21 protein-coding genes are annotated in these 20,875 nt (G+C 31.6%); 6 read left to right on the top strand and 15 right to left on the bottom strand.

Going from position 1 to position 20,875, the window contains the following annotated elements:
* Nucleotides 1–6 precede the first annotated feature (6 nt).
* From ACZ2G2_RS12195 to ACZ2G2_RS12130, 14 genes are all read right to left on the bottom strand, one after another.
* Entirely contained in the window at nt 7–1,257 is a 1,251-nt protein-coding gene (locus ACZ2G2_RS12195; protein ID WP_470392376.1) for a TolC family protein, read from the bottom strand.
* Between the two features lies 1 nt (nt 1,258).
* A complete protein-coding gene (locus ACZ2G2_RS12190; protein ID WP_470392375.1) occupies nt 1,259–1,873 on the bottom strand; it encodes a TetR/AcrR family transcriptional regulator in 615 nt (204 codons plus the stop codon).
* Nucleotides 1,874–1,964: 91 nt separating this feature from the next.
* On the bottom strand, nt 1,965–2,261 hold the full coding sequence (locus ACZ2G2_RS12185; RefSeq protein ID WP_090838756.1) for a hypothetical protein: 297 nt from the start codon (nt 2,259–2,261) through the stop codon (nt 1,965–1,967).
* Between the two features lie 15 nt (nt 2,262–2,276).
* Nucleotides 2,277–3,350, bottom strand: coding sequence for a cytochrome d ubiquinol oxidase subunit II (cydB, locus tag ACZ2G2_RS12180; protein WP_470392373.1), 1,074 nt, complete (start codon nt 3,348–3,350; stop codon nt 2,277–2,279).
* A gap of 2 nt (nt 3,351–3,352) precedes the next feature.
* Nucleotides 3,353–4,684, bottom strand: coding sequence for a cytochrome ubiquinol oxidase subunit I (locus tag ACZ2G2_RS12175; RefSeq protein ID WP_470392371.1), 1,332 nt, complete (start codon nt 4,682–4,684; stop codon nt 3,353–3,355).
* A gap of 111 nt (nt 4,685–4,795) precedes the next feature.
* The gene (locus ACZ2G2_RS12170) at nt 4,796–5,518 is read right to left on the bottom strand and encodes a peroxiredoxin (protein ID WP_470392369.1); all 723 of its coding nucleotides are present in this window, start codon (nt 5,516–5,518) and stop codon (nt 4,796–4,798) included.
* A gap of 194 nt (nt 5,519–5,712) precedes the next feature.
* Nucleotides 5,713–5,862 (bottom strand): hypothetical protein, encoded by a 150-nt coding sequence (locus ACZ2G2_RS12165; protein ID WP_168800759.1) that lies wholly within the window; start codon nt 5,860–5,862, stop codon nt 5,713–5,715.
* A gap of 95 nt (nt 5,863–5,957) precedes the next feature.
* Nucleotides 5,958–6,542 carry a class I SAM-dependent methyltransferase gene (locus ACZ2G2_RS12160; RefSeq protein WP_470392368.1) on the bottom strand — a complete coding sequence of 195 codons (585 nt, stop codon included), beginning with the start codon at nt 6,540–6,542 and terminating at the stop codon, nt 5,958–5,960.
* Nucleotides 6,542–6,838: a thioredoxin gene (gene trxA / locus ACZ2G2_RS12155; RefSeq protein WP_101202341.1), complete on the bottom strand. Its 297-nt coding sequence runs from the start codon at nt 6,836–6,838 to the stop codon at nt 6,542–6,544. The genes ACZ2G2_RS12160 and trxA overlap by 1 nt, the downstream gene beginning before the upstream one ends.
* A gap of 12 nt (nt 6,839–6,850) precedes the next feature.
* A complete protein-coding gene (locus ACZ2G2_RS12150; RefSeq protein WP_470392366.1) occupies nt 6,851–7,843 on the bottom strand; it encodes a c-type heme family protein in 993 nt (330 codons plus the stop codon).
* 9 nt (nt 7,844–7,852) lie between these two features.
* Entirely contained in the window at nt 7,853–8,122 is a 270-nt protein-coding gene (locus ACZ2G2_RS12145; RefSeq protein WP_090838771.1) for a heavy-metal-associated domain-containing protein, read from the bottom strand.
* Nucleotides 8,123–8,393: 271 nt separating this feature from the next.
* Nucleotides 8,394–9,809 carry an MBL fold metallo-hydrolase gene (locus ACZ2G2_RS12140; protein ID WP_090838773.1) on the bottom strand — a complete coding sequence of 472 codons (1,416 nt, stop codon included), beginning with the start codon at nt 9,807–9,809 and terminating at the stop codon, nt 8,394–8,396.
* A 395-nt stretch (nt 9,810–10,204) separates the two neighbouring features.
* Nucleotides 10,205–10,999, bottom strand: a complete 795-nt coding sequence (locus ACZ2G2_RS12135) for a sulfite exporter TauE/SafE family protein (RefSeq protein WP_090838775.1) — start codon at nt 10,997–10,999, stop codon at nt 10,205–10,207.
* A gap of 64 nt (nt 11,000–11,063) precedes the next feature.
* Nucleotides 11,064–11,696, bottom strand: coding sequence for a Crp/Fnr family transcriptional regulator (locus tag ACZ2G2_RS12130; RefSeq protein ID WP_470392364.1), 633 nt, complete (start codon nt 11,694–11,696; stop codon nt 11,064–11,066).
* 166 nt (nt 11,697–11,862) lie between these two features.
* Here ACZ2G2_RS12130 and ACZ2G2_RS12125 point away from each other — a divergent pair, with 166 nt between their 5' ends.
* The 3 genes from ACZ2G2_RS12125 to ACZ2G2_RS12115 all read left to right on the top strand — a co-directional run bounded on the left by ACZ2G2_RS12125 (nt 11,863) and on the right by ACZ2G2_RS12115 (nt 16,906).
* Complete coding sequence (locus ACZ2G2_RS12125; RefSeq protein ID WP_470392362.1) at nt 11,863–12,288, top strand: response regulator; 426 nt, start codon at nt 11,863–11,865, stop codon at nt 12,286–12,288.
* A 92-nt stretch (nt 12,289–12,380) separates the two neighbouring features.
* The gene (locus ACZ2G2_RS12120; protein WP_470392361.1) at nt 12,381–15,089 is read left to right on the top strand and encodes a TonB-dependent receptor; all 2,709 of its coding nucleotides are present in this window, start codon (nt 12,381–12,383) and stop codon (nt 15,087–15,089) included.
* The gene (locus ACZ2G2_RS12115; protein WP_470392359.1) at nt 15,089–16,906 is read left to right on the top strand and encodes a YfiR/HmsC family protein; all 1,818 of its coding nucleotides are present in this window, start codon (nt 15,089–15,091) and stop codon (nt 16,904–16,906) included. The genes ACZ2G2_RS12120 and ACZ2G2_RS12115 overlap by 1 nt, the downstream gene beginning before the upstream one ends.
* Here ACZ2G2_RS12115 and ACZ2G2_RS12110 read toward each other — a convergent pair.
* On the bottom strand, nt 16,890–17,666 hold the full coding sequence (locus ACZ2G2_RS12110) for a M90 family metallopeptidase (RefSeq protein WP_470392357.1): 777 nt from the start codon (nt 17,664–17,666) through the stop codon (nt 16,890–16,892). The genes ACZ2G2_RS12115 and ACZ2G2_RS12110 overlap by 17 nt on opposite strands.
* Nucleotides 17,667–17,769: 103 nt before the next feature.
* Between ACZ2G2_RS12110 and ACZ2G2_RS12105 the strand changes: the two genes are divergently transcribed.
* The 3 genes from ACZ2G2_RS12105 to ACZ2G2_RS12095 all read left to right on the top strand — a co-directional run bounded on the left by ACZ2G2_RS12105 (nt 17,770) and on the right by ACZ2G2_RS12095 (nt 20,789).
* Complete coding sequence (locus ACZ2G2_RS12105) at nt 17,770–18,429, top strand: HAD family hydrolase (RefSeq protein WP_470392355.1); 660 nt, start codon at nt 17,770–17,772, stop codon at nt 18,427–18,429.
* 73 nt (nt 18,430–18,502) lie between these two features.
* Nucleotides 18,503–19,867 carry an oxygen-independent coproporphyrinogen III oxidase gene (gene hemN / locus ACZ2G2_RS12100; protein WP_470392354.1) on the top strand — a complete coding sequence of 455 codons (1,365 nt, stop codon included), beginning with the start codon at nt 18,503–18,505 and terminating at the stop codon, nt 19,865–19,867.
* Nucleotides 19,868–19,952: 85 nt separating this feature from the next.
* Nucleotides 19,953–20,789, top strand: coding sequence for a universal stress protein (locus ACZ2G2_RS12095; RefSeq protein ID WP_470392353.1), 837 nt, complete (start codon nt 19,953–19,955; stop codon nt 20,787–20,789).
* Nucleotides 20,790–20,875 lie beyond the last annotated feature (86 nt).

Raw genomic sequence — 20,875 nt, 5'->3', positions numbered from 1 at the left:
CTCTTTTTATTGTCCTTTAATGACATTGTAATTTGCTTTTGCTAGTTGTAACTGAATGTTATGCTTAACCATGGTATTTTCATCTTCGTATAAATTAGTAAGCTCTGTGATGTATGCTGAAGACGTAATCACACCATTTTTAAGTTGTGATTCTGCAGATTTAAGCACGTCTTTTCTAAGGTTAATTATTTCTAAATCTGATGTGATAAAAGATTCAATTTTATCGATTTCTTTCTGTTGTTGGTTTAACGCAATGTTAGTATTGAGTTTAAAAACTTCAGTTTCATTATCTATAAAATCTTTGTTGATAGCTAATGATTCTCTTTGTTTTTTGTTCGCTTTCCAATCCAAAATAGTCCAATTCACTTTAACACCAACTGTATAAAATGTTTGAAACGAATTATCCAACATATTTAATCCAGGATTGCCATAACCTCCTGTTGCAAAACCTAGTAATTTAGGTGCATTTTGTTTAGATAACAGGGTTTCAGAATTTTCAATTTCTTCTTTTTTAAGTTGATATAATTCTAATTCTGGTCTTACTATTTCTGTTTGTAATTGTGTTTCTATAAGTGGTTTTTGAAATGTTGTAGACGCTTGTAATGGTTGACTTATTAAACTAGATAACGTTTCAATAAGAGTTACTTTGTTACTTTCTAATGCGTTGAATTGTTGACGTATTTTTAATAATTCAGCCTCCAAAATTTTATCTGAAGTTGGTAAAATAACACCATACTTAATTCCTGATTGTACTTCCTTTAGCTTGGCTTCTAATTGCGTTTTTTTCGCTTTTAATAATAACTGAGATTCTTGCGCTAATAAAACAGAAAAATAGAGTTGATTCATTTGCTGTTTTAGTTGGTATAAACTGACTTCGACTTGTTTTTGTTTCGTTTTTAATTGCGCCGATTTTAAATTTAAAGACGCCTCTGTTGCTCTTCCATTATAAATAAGCTGATTTACAGAAACAGTTGCACGATATTGGTCTTTGTTTAATGGTTCAATTCCTGACATTGCCAAAGGAAATTCAATCACATCAGACTGATACGTCGCTTGCGCATCTAAACTTAACTGTGGTAATTTTGAAGTAGCAATAACTTCTGCATCCAATTTGTTTTGCGCCTCTAAAAGTTTGGACTGTTTTGCTAACGGATAATTTTCTGTTACTAATTGGTAACATTCCTCTAACGTAATGCTTTGTTGCGCAACACTTGGCAAACCAATTAAGAATAATAAAATGATGAATAACTGCTTCATATTATTTGAGCTTTATAGAATTAATAATAAAGTCGGCAACTTCTGTTTTTCTATCTTCTATCAGTTGACTGTAAGCGTCATCATCTGTATCTGTAAAGGCCATAAGCAACGGTTTTGCAACAAACGGAAAAATATTTAATGCCATAATATTGATGAATAATTGTTCTGCACTAATTGGTTTTATAATGCCTTTTTCAATTTCTTGTTCTACTCGAAGTTTAAATTTATCAAGGTTTAAAAAACTTGGGTTGTCTTTCAGTTTTATAATAAACCCTGGATTTCTATTGAGTTCTTGAATGATAAAATTTGGCAAATAAGGATGTTTAACAATGAATGCTATATAGTTTGACGTGAAGTTTCTCACCTTGTCTTCAATAGTAGACTCGTCATTTAAAACCGCATTTAATTGAGGCGCTAATAAGCTAAAGGCGTTTTTAAATACCGATTCAAACAATAACTGCTTACTTCTGTAGTAATAATGCAACATAGCTTTATTAATACCTGCTTTATCTGCTATTTCTTGCATGCGTGCGCCATCCATTCCTTTAGATTGGAATATGCTTTTTGCAGCATTTAGTATTAGTTCTTCTGTGTTTTTATCTTTTGCTTTTCTCATTATAACTACATGGTTTAACCAAGTGGTTAACAAATGTATAATGAATTGATATTAAATTAGATGACTAATATCATGTAAACTGAATAAATAGTTATTTATTCAGTTTTTTATAGATTAATTTAGCAACTACAAGTCCTAAAACGCCTCCTAAAATAGAGACAAAACAATTGACGACGAATAAAGTTATATTAAAACTTTCATTTTGCATTATTGACCAGGGATCAAAACCTAATCTTCCAAAAGATTTGATTAAAAAAATACTTCCAAAAACACCGACTAAAGTGTTTCCTATGAACCCAAAAGAGTACTTTTTATAAAAAACACCAAAGATATTAGCCGCAATAATGCCAATAAGAATACTAACTAGTGAAATTAAAGTCCCTGTCATAATAGTAAGTTTACACTAGTGTCCGTAATCCATTTTGTCAACTTTTCCTGCCATTAGTCTTTTTTGAATAATGAAGTAAATAACAATCAGAATAAAACCAATAATTGCCCAATTAAAAGCTACTGATAAACCATAACTTTCTGTAGCTGTATTGTAAATCGTTAAATGCTCATGCGTATTATTGATAGACGGTAATATAACCGGAAATAATGACGCCAATGACGATGTAATTCCCCCTAAAATTAATAAGGTTGAAAACATAAAACCATGACTTTCTTTCTTTAGTTTGTTGATAAAAAACAATCCAATTAATCCTGTAAGATAAATAAGAGGAAAGACTATTAAATAAGGCCTTTTTATAAAGTTATCTAGCGAGTTAGGGTTAACAATTTGCCATACAAATAGGGAAAACACCGTTAGTATTACTAGAGCGATATTCAACTTAAAAATGACACCTTTAAGTTTGGTATTAATTGAAGAATTAGTTTTTAAAATCACCCAATTAGCACCATGAATAGCTAAGGTGATCACAGAAATTAACCCTATAATAATTGTAAACCAGTCTATAATTCCTGGTGTATCACTCAATGGACTAAAACTACTATCCCATAAGGGTAAGAAAAAATAATGTCCTTCGTAAGCTGAAACTCCATTTTCAACACCTCCTAAGTTTACACCTCTAACAATATTACCTAAAGCAATACCAAAAAACAAAGCTAATAACAAACTTGACACGCCAAATGAGGTGTCCCAAATGTCTTTCCACATTTGATACTTAAATTGACCTCTAAACTCTAAACCAATAGCTCTAAATATGATTAGCCATAGCACTATAATTAATGGTAAATAAAAGCCACTAAATACAGACGCGTAAAATGTTGGAAACGCCATAAAAAGCATCCCTCCTGCTGCAACTAACCAAACCTCGTTAGAATCCCAAAATAATCCAGCCGATTTTGCGATGACTTCTTTGTCTTTTTCTTTTTTAGCAAAGAACAAATGAATGATTCCTGTACCAAAGTCGTAACCATCTAAAATAAAAAACACTGCTAAAACAATAGCGATTGCTATATACCAAAATACTTCCATAATTAATGTGTTTGAGGTTTTGGACCTTGATTAATAGTTTTACCAACTAAGACTAGAAATAACAAGCCTAAAAGCATATATAAAGCTACAAAACCAAGTAATGTAAATAACGTGTTTCCTGAAGATACTGTTGGCGAAATCCCATCCCTAGTTTTTAATAAACCATACACTAGATAGGGTTGACGTCCTAGTTCTGCAGTATACCAACCTGTAAGGTTTGCGATATAAGGAAATGGCACCAAAAACATAATGGTCCATAATAATGGTTTTAATGTGTATAGTTTTTTTCGCCATAAAAAGAAAAGTGCCAATGCCATTACACCTATAAAAATAGTTCCTAATCCAACCATTATGTGATAAGAATAATAAAGCGCAGGAATATTACTTGGCAATTCTTCTTCTTTAAACTGATCCATTCCCGGAATTTGTTTATCCCAATCTTGATGGGTTAAAAAGCTTAATATATTAGGTACTGCTATTTTATTATCTAGCTTCTTTTCTACCATATTAGGTTGTCCAACTAAAACAATTTCGGCTCCAGCCTCTTCTGTTTCAAAAATCCCTTCCATAGCAGCAAAAGAAGCTGGTTGGTATTCTGCAACATTTTTAGCATTCCAATCACCTGTTGGAAAAGCAACCAATACACTAGATATTAATCCAAAAATCACACCTGTTTTTAAGAATAATTTCCCGTATTCCGTTTGTTTATTTCTTAATACATAAAATGCACCAATACTTGCTACAACAAACGAAGACGTAACCACAGATGCTATTTGATTGTGCAAAAAGGCTGGTAATAGCCAAGGATTTGTAAAGAGTGCTGAAAAGTTTTCTAAAACAAATTTACCGTTTTCTAAAACCTCATAACCTACAGGATGTTGCATCCAAGCATTAGTAGCTAGAATAAACCATCCACTTGCCCAAGAGCCTAAAAAGACTAGAAAACCTGTTAGAAAGTGTAGTTTTTGTCCCATTAGTTTTTCACCAAAAATAAAGAGTGCTAAAAACGAGGATTCTAAAAAGAAAGAAAACATCCCTTCCATAGCCAAAGTCTGACCAATAATACCACCTGTGAGTTCTGAAAACTTCGCCCAATTGGTACCAAATTGAAACTCCATTGGAATTCCTGTAACCACTCCCATGGTAAAATTGATAGCAAAAATTTTCATTAAAAATTTTGCTGCATTGTTATACTTTTCGATGTTATTTATTAAATACTTTCCTTTAAAAAAGACAATCAATAATGATAATCCCATGGTTAATTGTGGAAATATATAATGAAATGTGATAGTAAATGCAAACTGCAACCTATCGTAAAAGAGCATGTCTTCCATATCCTAGTTTTTAGACTATAAAAATACGACACAACGCTTAAACGCTGTGTAACCTTTATCACAAAAAAGCCTCGAAAATGAGGCTTTTTTGTTATTTATAATTAGTTTGAATTATTTTTTTAAGATTGCATCTAAGACTAAGTCTTTATCTAGTTTTTTAGTACAGAAAAACCAGTCTTTACAGTCTAAATCTTCGGTAGATGTCATACGTTCTTCAGCAACACCACATGATCCAGCAGGAGATACAATTACATCATCTCCAGGATTCCAATCTGCAGGAGTAGCTACATTAAACTTATCTGAAGTTTGCATAGCTATTAAAGCTCTGTAAAGTTCATCAAAATTACGACCTAAACTTAATGGATAATAAATGATAGCTCTAACGGTTTCGTTTGGATCTACAAAAAAGACAGCTCTAACTGCTTGTGTTTTGCTTTCTCCGGGTTGAATCATTCCATATTTTTTGGCAACTTCCATCGAGATATCCTCAATTAAAGGAAATTTAACTTCAATGTTTTTCATTCCGTTAAATTCAATTTTATCCTTTATTGTTCTTAACCAAGCAATGTGACTATACAAACCATCAATAGACAAACCGATAAGACTACAGTTAGCTTTTTCAAATTTTTCTTCTAAATGCGCAAATGTCATAAACTCAGAGGTACAAACAGGTGTGAAATCTGCAGGATGACTAAATAATATAGACCATTTGCCTTTATAATCTGATGGATAATTAATATTTCCTTGCGTCGTTACTGCTGTAAATTCTGGTGCTTTATCACCAATTCTTGGCATTGCAAATGTGTCTTGTGGTGTTGTTTCTAGCGTATTCATAGTATATCGAGTTTTAATTATTTATAGTATAAAATTACTCTAGAAGAGCAAGTTGGTTTGTAACATTTGTGACTTAAACCATACGTATTCCCTATCCTATTATAAGTGTTAACAATAGCTAAAACAAACACTTTATTGCATAAAAAAAAGCGCATAATATGCGCTTTTTAAATTATTATCTGTAATGTTTTAAATTATCTTTCTTTTGGCTCTTCTTTATCTCTATCACTGTTTGTCATTGAACTTACTAATAAACCAATAAGTCCTAAGCAAACAAGCGCGAATATAGCAATCATTATTACTCCGTTGTTCCAATTGTATAATGCAATGTTTTGAGATATCATAGTATAAAATTTATGTCGTTATTTGATAGTGTAAAATTACTATTGCCTTTTTAAATTTAATATGACAAATATCAGTTTTATCAAACCTTTGTTAGTTATCCTTTTTTTTGAATGATAAAAAACAATTCTCGTCCTGCTCTTGGCTTTATTGAGTTATAAGCCTCGTCCATAATCTTAATATCAAAATAGGGCCTAAAATAGCCTAAATACTCCGTTTTACTACCTCCAAAAGGTGGATGCGTTGTATTTAACACAGCATCAAATAGTAATCCCGAAACGCTACCTTTTGAATTTAAAATCTCAGAAGCTTTTTTAGCGTAAGCATTTCTTAAACTTGGATCTAGAGCACAAAAAAAAGTTTGCTCTATAATTAAATCAAACGTCATATTTAAATCAAAAAAATTATTTAAAATCAAATTTGATGATGGAAAATCGGGTACTCTAGCTTTTAAGTTATCTAAAGCTGTTTTAGATAAATCGACAACAAAGATATTCTTGAAGCCTTTATTATAAAGGTATTCTGCTTCATGACTATTACCACCACCAGGAATTAAAATTTTTAAATCTAAATTAGTTAACTGATCAAAATAAGCTTGCAATGGCGGAGAAATGGTTCCTAAATCCCAACCAATATCATTAGATTGGTATCTATTATCCCAAAAATCTGCGTTTAAATCCATTAATACGTTGCTGTAATAACATCAATCAATTCGTTTTTTTGTAGCACACCTGATTGTCTCCAAACTTGTTTTCCATTTTTAAATAACAATAACGTTGGCACACCTCTAACTTGATATTTAGATGCTAATTCTTGGTTTTTATCTACGTCAATTTTTATAATTGAAACGCGTTCTTTTAAACTATCTTTTACATCTTTTAAAATAGGGCTCATTGTTTTACAAGGCCCACACCACTCGGCATAAAAATCCACCAAAACTGGTGAATCTTGATTTATTATTTCTGAAAATTTACTCATTATTAATTTTATTTATTTATCAAAACTAATACTCCAAATACCTCTAACCTGATTTATAGAATAACCTGTTGCCTTATCCTCAGGGTACAAATTAGCAAGACTATTTAATGTTGGTCTTTTAATATCTTGATTTGGTTTACCATGACATTGCAAGCACATTGCGTTTGTTGTTATAGGATAATATACAAGTACTTTGCTATCTAAAACATCAACTATAGGTTTTGGTTCTGTATTATTTTTGATGTCGTTTTTAAAAGATTTAATATACGTTAATTCTTTATTATTTGCTAAATTATTTTGATTTCTTGGTTTGTCGGAAACTCTTTTTATGATTGCATTATGAACTACAGACATGCTATCTGTTAAAGGATAAGCCTTTTCATTACAAAACGCCAAAGCTTCTAACGTCCCTTTTTTCTGGATAGTTCCCATTAGGTTTTTTCCTAAAACAGCTTTAGTTGTTAAGGCATATTTTAATCCACGTTCCGCGTACGGTAAATCTTTAAAATTTACTTCTGACTGCTGCTGGTTAACGTTATTTTTATTTCTATTTCCTTTATGGTTACCATTTTCTTCATTAAAATGGGCTTCAAACCAATCTGGTTGATCAATATCATAATCAAACATATAGTCTGCTATTTTAGCAATTGTCTCTTCTGGAAATGCTTGCTTTGGCATAACACCAAAACGTTTTACTGCTCCAAACATTTTAGCGTCTTGTGCATTGGGATTTTTGACCCATGCTTGCATATTTTCTACAAATTGCGCTTTAGTTGTATTTTTATCTATATAATGCTTTTTGATAGCAATCATTGGCGGTCCAATCCTTTCAGATTGACTTGCTGTTGGACTATGACATGTGTAACAGTTTGTTTCCATTAGCTTTTTTCCAGGATGCTTATTAGCCTCCATTTGTGTGTCAAATGCAGAACGTTTTTTATTTTTAGAATTATTGCAGCTAACCAAAAACAACGATACTATTATAAGTAAGTAGACCTTTTTCATGATTTTTTTTTATTGTGAAAGCTTTCCAGTAGCACAACTAACAAAAGATTTAGCTTTAGATACTAAATTATTATCATCATCTATTGAAGGGTAACCTAATGCTTTAAGTCGCTCTTTTACTACTAAAGCTTCTGCTTGATTATTATGATTAAATGCTACTACACTATTGTCAACATCTATTGTTATCTCAGAGATGTTTTCTATTTCGGCTAATTTTGTAGTGATAGTGTTTGCACAACCACCACATTTTAAGTTTTGTACTACTATTGAAGTGTTCATTTTTAATTCTATTTTAAATTTCGGTAAAATGCTCGGTTCATTTTTAATTCTATTTTAAATTTCGGTAAAATGTGTTCGCTAAAATGCTCGGTTCATTTTTAATTCTATTTTAAATTTTGGTAAAACTGTTTCGCCGTAAGGCCAAAGTATTAAAGTAATATATAAATTTACTACAAATTGAAATCTTAAACGGTAACTAATGTTACACAAAAAAAAGCGCGTATTACAATTATGCAATACGCGCTTTTACTAACTAAAAATAACTTTAATATTATTTTAATGTTGTAGGACAAACAAAGTCTGTTCTTGGTATGTCTGTTTTCTTGATGGCACCATAACCTCCGGCGACATCTATTAAGTTATGAATACCTCTGCTTTTTAATATTGATGCTGCAATTACAGATCTGTAACCACCAGCACAATGAATGTAAAACGGTTTATCTTCTGGAAACTCGCTTAAATGACTGTTTAGATTATCTAAAGCGGTGTGTTTTGCACCATCAACATGCTCGGCAGTAAATTCGCCATCTTTTCTAACATCAAAAATAACGTCTTTGTTTTCTTCGTATCGTTTAGCAAACTCTTCTGCAGAGATTGATGTTAATGTATCATAATCCATTCCTGAACTTTTCCAAGCCTCAAAACTACCGTCTAAATACCCAATTACATTATCAAAACCAACACGAGATAAACGTGTGATTACTTCTTCTTCTCTACCTTTTGGAGCGACTAATAAAACCGGCTGACTAACGTCTGCAATCAATGCACCAACCCAAGGCGCAAATCCACCATCAATACCAATAAATATAGAACGAGGAATATGTCCTTTTATAAATTCGGTTTGATTACGCACATCTAAAACAATAGCTTCTGTCTCATTAGCTGCAGCTTCAAAAGCCTTTGGAGTTAATGGTTTCTGAGATTTAGTCATGACTTTATCAAAGCTTTCATAACCTTTGATGTTCATCATAACATTTTGAGGAAAGTATGCTGGTGGCTCTGATAACCCGTCTAATACTTCAGCAATAAATTCGTCTTTAGTCATATCTGCACGTAATGCATAATTAACTTCCTTTTGATGTCCTAAAGTATCTGTGGTTTCTTTACTCATGTTTTTACCACAAGCAGAACCAGCGCCATGTGCTGGATATACAATAACACTATCTGGTAACGTCATAATTTTATTACGAAGCGAATCAAATAAATACCCTGCTAGCTTTTCTTGTGTTAAGTCTGATGCTATTTTTTGTGCTAAATCAGGACGTCCAACATCTCCAATAAATAATGTGTCTCCTGTAACTATACCGTGCTCTTTTCCATTTTGGTCAATGACAAGATACGTCGTGCTTTCCATAGTATGACCTGGTGTATGGATGGCTTTTATTTTATAGTCTCCTACTTCAAATATTTGACCATCCGTTGCTATAACTGCATCATAAGATGGTTTTGCTGTGGGTCCAAATACAATTTGAGCGCCTGTTTTTTCTTTTAAATCTAAATGGCCAGACACAAAATCTGCATGAAAATGCGTTTCAAAAATATATTTTATTTTAGCATTGTCTTGCTTTGCTCTTTTTATATATGGCTGCACTTCCCTTAATGGGTCAAAAATTGCTGCTTCTCCATTACTTTCTATATAATAGGCTGCGTGTGCCAAACAACCTGTATAAATCTGCTCTATCTTCATTTTGAATTCTATTTTATATTTTGGTAAAATGTGTTCGCTTTAATAGCTCGGTTCATTTTGAATTCTATTTTATATTTTGGTAAAATGTGTTCGCTTTAATAGCTCGGTTCATTTTGAATTCTATTTTATATTTTGGTAAAATGTGTTCGCTTTAATAGCTCGGTTCATTTTGAATTCTATTTTATATTTTGGTAAAATGTGTTCGCTTTAATAGCTCGGTTCATTTTGAATTCTATTTTATATTTTGGTAAAATGTGTTCGCTTTAATAGCTCGGTTCATTTTGAATTCTATTTTATATTTTGGTAAAATGTGTTCGCCTTAAGGCTAAACATCTTATTTAATTCTTCAAATTTACTAATGTTTTTAAATTTTTACAGCAACATAAGTTACATAATTAAAAAACCAACTCCTTAAAAATTATATAAATTGACATTACTAATACAAAGTAACCAAAGCTCTTTTTTAGTTTTTTTCCTGAAACAAATTTAGAAAAATAACCACCTACCAATATCCCAACAATTGTTAATAAAGAAAAAGTTAACAGAAAAAACCAATCAATATCTAAAGTTTGAGCATCTCCAGAAAACCCTATTAATGAGTTAATTGCTACAATAACTAAAGATGTTCCGACTGCTTTTTTCATATCTAAACCAGCCCAAAGCACCAGTGCAGGAACATATAAAAAACCACCTCCAGCACCAATTAACCCTGTTATAACACCAATTATTATGCCTTGAACAAACGTTTTGTAATAGGGTTGAGACCCGTTAGAAATAGAATCTTTTTGTTTTGTTTTAATCATTGAAAAAGCTGCCAAAAACATGATAATAGCAAAAAATATCATGATTGCCATACCTTTAGTTAATGCAAAATCTCCTATTGTAAAAAGCACATCTGGTATTGCTGGCACCAAATATCTTCTAGAAATAAAAACAGCAATAAATGATGGAAACGAAAAGGCTAAACCTGTCTTAAAATCTACTAATCCTTTACGGTACTTTTGAACCACACCTACAAGAGATGAAGATCCTACCACAAATAAAGAATACGCTGTTGCAATTATTGGATTAAACCCTAAAAAATAAACCAATAATGGTACTGTTAAAATGGAACCACCACCACCAATTAAGCCCAAAATAGCTCCAATTAAAAATGCTGCAACGTAAGTAAAAATTTGTGTAAAATCCATAGGTTAAATTATCGAAAACAAAACTACTGTTTTAAATAGTAATTATATGTAACAGTTGTTACGCTTATAAATCAATTACTTTAATATTATTTCGATGAAGTTTTATTTTACCATCAATTTCTAAGGTTTTTAATAATCTAGAAATCACGACTCTAGAGGTGTGTAAATCTCTTGCAATTTCTTGATGCGTGACATGTATAACTTCATTATGATTAACCATCGCCTTGTCTTTTAAGTATTTAAACAAACGCTGATCCATCTTTAAAAAAGCAATGGTATCAATAGCTTCTAACAATTCTGACATTCGATTATGATAGCTTTGTAACACAAATTTTTGCCAAGATTTATACTTACCTAACCACTCTTCCATTTTTACAATGGGCACCATGATTAATTTAGTATCGGTTTCGGCAACAGCCCTAATTTCACTTTTAGAATTACCTAAACAACAAGACAATGTCATGGCACAAGTATCTCCTTGCTCTATAAAGTATAGTATCAATTCGTCACCATCTTCATCTTCCCTCAAAATTTTAATAGCGCCACTTACTAAAAGTGGCATTGACTTTATGTAGTCACCAATTTCGATTAATTTAAAACCCTCAGGAATATCTTTATAAGTCCCAACATTATTAATTTCTTGAATCAATTCATCTTCAAATAAATACCCGTAATTTTGTTGTAACTCTTCTAACATCTTTTGTTTTTTTATAAGGTAAAGTTAAACAAATTTGCCCAATACATAATTGGTGTTCATCTATTCGGAACCTGCTAGTAGTCGTTGCTTTTAAGCCATTCAGCGAATAAAAAAAAATGAATCTAATTTATCTCTGACATTTGATAAATATATTTAATATTGTAACATGCAAATTAATTTTCCCGTAGACTTTACCCTCTTAATTGATGACGACAAAGTTATTAATTTTTATAACGAAAAAATAGTTAACAAACATGATGATTTTAATCAAGTTATATCTGTTAACAGTGCTTTAAAAGCTTTAAAATATCTTGAAGATGCTAGTAAAGGCTTAGCCATTAAACCTAATCTTATTTTTTTAGATATAAATATGCCTGCCATGAATGGCTGGGAATTTATTGAAGAATATAATAAGCTAGACACAAATTTTACATCATCAATAAAGATAATTTTATTAACGACTTCTAATAATCCTGACGATTATAAGCGTTTTAAAACTATAGATTTACTTGAGGACTTTATAAACAAGCCTTTATCTGCTAGTTTATTAACAACCTTAATAGAAAGCCATTACAAACAAAAAACCGTATAATATCTATTCTGTTGTGTTGTCATTAAACACAGAATAACGCATTACTGTTAATTTATTTTAACGGTTTAAAAAGTGCATAACAACTAACTAACATGTCTTTTTCCATAAAACCATACATAACTTGTATCTTTTTATTTTGTCTACAACTAAATGCTTATAGCCAAGAAAGAGCGACTATTACTGGTAATGTTTCTGATCAATTTGGAACACTTCCGGGTGCTAAACTGAGTATTGAAGGTACTAATTTAAATACCTCTACCGATGTAAACGGAACTTATACGTTGCAATTAGAAGAAGGTGATTATGTTATTACAGCAGGTTTTGTAATGTACAATTCCATATCAAAAAGTATTACAGTTAAAGTTGGAGAAACAGCAACCTTAGATTTTAAATTAGAAACCGGTTTTTCTATAGACCAACCAGTATCTTTAGGATCTAGAGCACAACCAATATCTTCTTTAAGAACCACTGCTCCTGTAGACATTATTTCTCCGCAAGAACTTACAAATGCAACACAAATAGAGCTAAGTCATATCTTACATTATCTAGTGCCGTCCTTCCACTCTACTACTCAAACTATTTCTGATGGTACAGATCACATAGATCCTGCCACATTAAGAGGTTTAGGACCTGATCAAGTATTGGTTTTAGTAAACGGAAAACGTCGCCATAATAGTGCATTATTAAATGTTAACGGAACTGTTGGAAGAGGAACTGTTGGAACAGATTTTAATGCTATTCCTGTTGCCTCTGTAGAGCGCATAGAAATTTTGCGTGATGGTGCAACCTCGCAATATGGATCTGATGCTATTGCCGGTGTTGTAAATATTATTTTAAAACAACAAGTTGAAGTTATTGATATCGTTGGACGCGTTGGTGTTAATAAAGAAGGAGACGGACAAACAAGTTATTTTGGCGCTAATTTTGGATTTGATATTGGTACGGAAGGGTTTATAAATATTACTGGAGAATACCGCAGTAGAGAATCTACTAACAGAGCGGGTAATTATACTGGACCTGTTTATTCTGATACACCTATTGAAGACGCACAATTAGTTAGTGAGCACAACTTTTTTAATAATACAGGATACGATGATCAAAAAATAATGGAAATTGGAAGTGCCAAAACACAAAACTTAGCCATTACTTTTAATGGTGAAATTCCTATTTCTGAAATTACAACCTTTTATTTTAACGGTAGCAGAAACTACAGAGAAGGTCAAGCTAAAGGATTTTATAGATTACCAAAGGATGAAGACCGTGTGGTCTTAGAGTTGTTTCCTAATGGGTTTTCTCCACAAATTTTAACCGACATACAAGATGATGCGGTAACAGCCGGAATTAGAGGTGTCAAAAATAATTGGGATATAGATTTTAGCCATTCTATTGGAAAAAATGCTTTAGACTACACGGTAAATAATTCTATTAATGCCTCATTAGGTATTGCTTCTCCAAAAACATTTTATTCAGGAGGATTTGCTTACAAACAAAGCACATCCAATTTAGATCTGTCTAGAACTTATGATTGGTTACATGGTGTAAACATTGCTTTTGGTGCAGAATTAAGAGTTGAAAACTATCAAATTATTGCTGGAGAAGAAGCGTCTTTTATTGACGGAGGCAGTACGTATATAGATGCCTTTGGCGACGAACAACCGCGTATTCCAGGAGCACAAGTATTTCCTGGTTTTCAGCCAGAGAATGAGTTAAGTCGATTTAGAACAAATAGTGCCGGATATATTGATATTGAAACTAACATTACTGAAAAACTATTAATCAAAACTGCTGCTAGATTTGAATCTTATAACGATTTTGGTGGACAGTTAATTTGGAAAGTTTCCGGTCTATATAGAGTTAATGATGCCTTAGGTATTAGAAGTGGTATTTCTACAGGATTTAGAGCTCCTTCCCTACACCAAGTTTATTTTCAGAATATAAGCTCGCAATTTATTAATGGTGAAATTATTCAAGTAGGTACGTTTAATAACGAAAGTGCTGTAGCGCAAGAAGCTTTTAAAATTGAAAACTTAAAGCCTGAATTATCTAGACATTATAGCTTAGGAATTAACGGTAAATTAAAAGATAATTTTTCTTTCACTTTAGATTATTACTACATCAAAATTAAAGATCGTATTGTATTATCTGGTCGTTTTGATGAAGGTTATGAAAGTATCTTAGAACCCTTTAATGTAGGAGCTGCTCAGTTTTTTACAAACGCCATAGACTCTAGAACCACTGGTTTAGATGCCGCTATACAATACAAAACAATTATTGGATCAGGAAAACTAAATGCCTCTTTAGCAGCAAACTTTAATAAGACAAAGGTCATCGGTGATATTAAAGTATCAGAATCTTTAGTTGGTCAGGAAGATGTCTTATTTAATAGAGAAGAAATTGCAAGAGTAGAATCTGGACAACCAAACTATAAGATAAACAACCTGTTGTCTTATGAGTTTGACAGTTATAAAGTATCTTTAGGAAACACCTATTTTGGTGACGTCAGCTTTATACATCCAGAAGATGGTAATCGTGACAATTGGGTTTTAAATGAATTATCTGGAGAAGTAGAATCTAGAGATCAAAAATTTACACCTAAATTACTTACAGATTTAGCTGTTTCTTACAAATTTAATAGTAGTATTGAGCTGACCTTAGGTGGTAATAACATATTTAACGTCTATCCAGATAAACACACACACTCTGCCAATATTGATAATGGTAATTTTGTTTACAGTAGACGTGTGCAACAATTTGGAGTTAATGGTTCTAACTTTTACATGAGAGCCTTTTTAAAACTATAATGAAGTCAAACCTAAAAACAACACTCTATAATCTAAAACACAAATCAGTAGTGGTTTGTGTTTTACTGTGTTTTTATGGTTTATCAATTCATGCCCAAACAACAAATCAGCAAGTAAAAAGATTACAACGGGCCATTTTTGTATACAATTTTGCACAACAAGTAGGTTGGCCAAATCAAATAGATGCTACACAATTTAAAATAGGTGTACTAGGTCCGGACCGTGCTATAATAGACTTTAAATCTTTAGCACAAAAACGTAACATAAACAACAAACCAGTTACGGTAGTTAATTTTAATAGCGTTAAAGATGTCAAAGACGTACAATTACTGTACGTCAATAAATCCTTCAATTTTGACATCAATTACATCTTAAATAAAATTTCAGGTCAAAATATATTACTAGTTACAGAAGATTACAATTACCACACAACCATGATTAATATGGTAAATGTTGGAGATTCTTTTGAATATGAAATTAATAACAAGACTATTGATAAAGAAGGTTTTAAAATAGCAAACTCGTTACAACAATACGCTATTAGCTCCTCCCAAAAATGGAAAGATTTATACCAAAATAGTGAAGCTGATCTTGAAGCTTCAAAAAAAACAGAAGCAGAACAACAAGAAAACCTTGTTACAAAAGATGCTGAAATATTATCACAGAAACAACAAATCAATACGCAAGAAAGTAAAATAGACACCATATTAAACACTGTAGTTACACAAGATAAATGGATTGAAACACTATCCAATCAAAGCGAATTACATAAACAGCGATTTGAAGATAAAGTTAAAATAGAACAAGATTTAGAAGACAATATTAAGCGTCAAATTGAATTTATTAAAAGTCAAGATCAAAACATTATTAGCCGTAATCTGGAAATACAAAAGCAACATAATTTTATACAGAACCAAATTGCTGAAATTGAAACTAAAGAGTTTATTTTAAAACAAAAAGAATCTCAGCTTAACACTCAAAAAACCATAAACATCTTACTAATAACCTTAATCAGTTTAGCGGTATTGGGCGGGATACTTATTTATAGAAGTTACCTAAGTAAGAAAAAATTAAACAAAAAATTAAAAGACAAAAATGCTGCTATCCAAAAACAGAGTCTTGAGTTAGAGATAAAAAATGACGAGCTTGAGCAGTTTGCATACATTGCAAGTCATGATTTAAAAGAACCTTTAATTACAATTACTGGATTAATAGATTTATTAGTCGAAGAATATGAAGACAAACTAGACGATAACGGTAAAATGAGTCTTAATTTTATTAGTCAATCTAGCGCAAGAATGCAAAAACTTATTGATGCCATTCTGCAGTATTCTAGACTTGGAAAAAGTAAAAACACAACGAACATAAATTGTAATAGTGTGATTTCTATTTTAAAAGACGATTTAAAAAACGTTATTGATAGAACAGAGTCTACAATTATTACCACTGACCTACCTACAATTAAAGGGGCAGAATTAGAACTTAGATTATTGTTTCAGAACCTGATAAGTAACGGTATTAAGTTTACAAAAAAAGGAGTAAAACCTATTATTTCAATTGATTGTAATCTGCAATCTAATGTAGAGAGCGTTGACTATTGGGTGTTTTCTATCACAGATAATGGAATAGGAATACCAGAAAAACATAAAGACCGTATTTTCTCTATCTTTCAACGTTTGCATTCTAGGGACGAGTATGAAGGTACAGGAATTGGATTAGCACATTGTAAAAAAATAGTCGAAGCCCATAGTGGTAGAATATGGTTAGACTCTGAAGTAGGAAAAGGAACCACTTTTTATTTTACGATCCCTGCTTAGGTTGCTGAAAACAAAGCGAAAGCATTTTAAATAATTCAGGATGTTTTTGCTTAAAAAGTTTAGGTCTTTCAAAAAAGTACTCTGATGCAACCGCAAAAAATTCAGCTTGACTGGTACCGCCATATTTTCTTATATCAGAGGCATCATTATTAATACGCTCCATTTCTTTATGCATTAGCTCTAACCATGGGCCAATATATTCTTTTCCTAAAAAAAATTCAGGCATACCATCCGTTTCGCCATCCATTTTGTCCAATAAATGTACAAACTCGTGAACGGGCGTATTATGCTTATCGGTTTTATTACTAAATGCTAAACGTATGGCCTTTTTTGATAAAATCATTTGTTTTTCAAATCTCCCCGTTCCAACCATTCCTAATATTTTTTTGTTTTCATCTTTATCAGAAAATTGCAAATCAGCATTAAAGGTATCAGGATAAACAATAATACCTGATAAGTTATTATAACTCCAATTTGAAAAACCAAATACAGGAATAATAGCACTTGAAGCAATTAGTATTTTATCTAAGTCTTCGATTATTGTATTAACACCATCAATATTTATTTCGCCTAAAAATAACAACATACGCTTCCTGAAAATGGCTTGATCCGCTGCAGAAAGGTTTTTATAAAACAAAACATTTTTTACCAAAAGATCATGCCAATGCTTTGGGAACATTTCAATCTTCTTTGGGCGCATGACATAAAACGCGTAAATAACAAGTATAACTAATGCTATAAAAATAATTGTGTAAATCATATTAATCTATTGGTTATGCAAAATATTCTAATTCTTACAGAGAAAAAAATATATGTATGGTAAAAAAGCACATAATAAGTATCTTCGCCTAAAAACTAGACCAATGCTAAAAGCTGTTTTATTTGATATGGATGGTGTAATTGTTGACACAGAACCGTTACACAAAAAAGCCTATTTTTTAATGTTTGACCACTTTAACATAAATGTTTCCAGTGCGTTGTATGAATCTACTACAGGGCAATCTACTATCAATGTTTGTAAAAGACTATGCGACGTTTTTGGTTTAGACAATAACCCAGAAGAGTTGGTCCAATGCAAACGTAAGATTTTTACAGGATTGTTCCATAGCGACCCTAGTTTAAAGTTAATAGATGGTGTGCTTGACATTATCCAAGATTACCATAAAAATGGCTTAACGCTTGTCCTAGCCTCTTCTGCATCCATGCAAACTATAAACAATGTCTTTACCCGTTTTGATTTAGATCAATATTTTGTAGCTAAAATTAGTGGTGCAGATTTAAAAGCATCAAAACCACATCCTGAAATTTTTGAAAAAGCAGCAGGATTAGCAGGACATCCACAAGCCCATTGCATAGTTATTGAAGACTCAACTAACGGTATTAAAGCAGCTAAATCTGCTGGTAGTTATTGTATTGGTTTTGATAGTTTCCATTCTAAAAACCAAGATTACACTTTAGCCGATCATGTGGTTAATACGTTTAATGATATTCCTTTTAAAACAATTACCGCCTTATTATATTAAATTTTAACTTATGATATTAGTCATATTTTAACTTCTAATAAGACACTAACTTTGACGTATAAACAAAAAAGTTATGTGTTTTTCATTAGTAAATAAATATAATGTTGCCGGACCTAGATATACTAGTTACCCGACTGTACCGTATTGGAATGTTGATAAATTTTCTTTAAAACAATGGAAAGAAAATCTAAAAAAAGCATTTGAAGAAAGTAATACTACAGAAGGTATCAGTCTTTATATTCACTTACCTTTTTGCGAAAGTTTATGCACTTTTTGTGGGTGCAACAAACGCATTACAAAACGCCACGAACTTGAATCGCCTTACATAAGTGCGGTTTTAAAAGAATGGGATTTATACTGTGATTTATTAGGCGAAAAACCTAATATAAAAGAGTTACACTTAGGCGGTGGAACACCTACTTTTTTTGATTCTAAAAATCTAAAAATATTAATTGATGGCATTACACGCAAAGCAAAATTAGCGGATAATTACGAATTTAGTTTTGAAGGTCACCCAAACAATACGACAGAAACGCATTTACAGACCTTATTTGACTTGGGATTTAAGCGTGTTAGTTTTGGAGTACAAGACTACAACCCTATTGTACAACAAGCTATACACAGAATACAGCCTTTTGAAAACGTCAAAAAAGTAACGGAACAAGCAAGAGCTATTGGTTACACATCTGTTAGTCATGATATTATTTTTGGACTACCTTTTCAAACCGAAGCACATGTTGCTGAGACTATAAATAAAACAAAAGAATTACTACCAGATCGTATTGCCTTTTACAGCTATGCACATGTCCCTTGGATAAAAGGAAATGGACAACGTGGTTATAAAGACAGTGACTTACCAACACCAAGCATTAAACAAAACCAATACCAATTGGGTAAAAAACTACTAGCAGATGCTGGTTATTATGATATTGGAATGGATCACTTTGCATTAAAAACGGACAGTCTTTATACTGCTAGTGTATCAGAGACTATGCACCGTAATTTTATGGGATATACCGCTTCCAAAACAAAAGTAATGATTGGTTTAGGCGTGTCCTCAATAAGTGATAGTTGGTATGCTTTTGCTCAAAATGTCAAAGGAATAGAAGAATATTACCACTTAATAGAATCGCAAATTATACCTGTATTTAGAGGACATATTTTAACTAACGAAGACCTTATAATTAGACAACATATTTTAAACTTAATGTGTCATTTTAAAACGAGCTGGATCGATTCTGATTTATATTTTGAAGAAATCCCAGTGGTCTTATCCAAATTGAAAGAAATGGAAGATGATGGGTTATTAAATATAGAGTTGAACCAAATTTTTATTACCGAAAAAGGGAAACCTTTTGTTAGAAACATTTGTATGGCTTTCGATTTACTTTTACAACGTAATAAACCTGAAACACAACTGTTTTCAATGACCATTTAAGGGTGTTAATTAATACATAAAAACTAAAAACTGATTTAAAGATTTATTAATTTTAGTAAATCTTAATACTAATAAACCACTAAACATGAAAAAAATAATTGTACCAGTAGACTTTTCAGATCATTCAAATTATGCTTTAGAATCAGCTGCTATATTAGCAAAAAAATATGATGCTGAAATATTAGCATTACACATGTTAGAAATATCAGAAACGATATTAACAAAAGGAGAAACTGATTTACAAGCCGAAACTGTATTTTTCTTAAAATTAGCGGAACAACGATTTACAGATTTTTTACAACAAGATTTTTTAAAAGACGTAAAAGTAACCCCTATTGTTAAACATTTTAAAGTATTTACTGAAGTTAATGAGGTTGCTAAGGAGCATAATGCGGACCTAATTGTAATGGGATCTCATGGAAGTAGCGGATTAAAGGAAATCTTTATTGGTTCTAATACAGAAAAAGTAGTACGCCATTCTGATGTGCCAGTATTGGTTATTAAAAACAAACCAACAAACCTAAGTTTTGAGAATGTGGTATTTGCTTCTGACTTTTCAGAAAGCACAGTAACACCTTATATAAACGCAACAAAATTATTTGATAAACTTGGTGCTAATTTACATCTTATCTATGTGAATACCCCAGGAGATAATTTTAACAGCACTTCAGAAATGGAGCAAATTGTTGTTAACTTTTTACAAAAAGCGGATGGTAATTTAGATAAATTATCAGAAGTAAAATACATCTCTGACTACACCGTAGAAAAAGGTATATTAAATCATGCTAATGTATCAGGTGCAAATGCAATAGCTGTCGCAACACACGGTCGTAAAGGTTTTACTCACTTTTTGGCAGGAAGTATCTCTGAGGATATTGCAAACCACTCATCTTTACCTGTAGTGACTTTTAAAATCAAATAATACAACACACTAATAAGGATTAAACCCCTATAAAGATGAGTTATCATTTTTATAGGGGTTTTCTTATTTAAAACTAATATATATCA

It is taken from the genome of Olleya sp. KKT75 (assembly GCF_055635485.1).
This window is presented reverse-complemented; position numbering and strand designations above follow the sequence as displayed.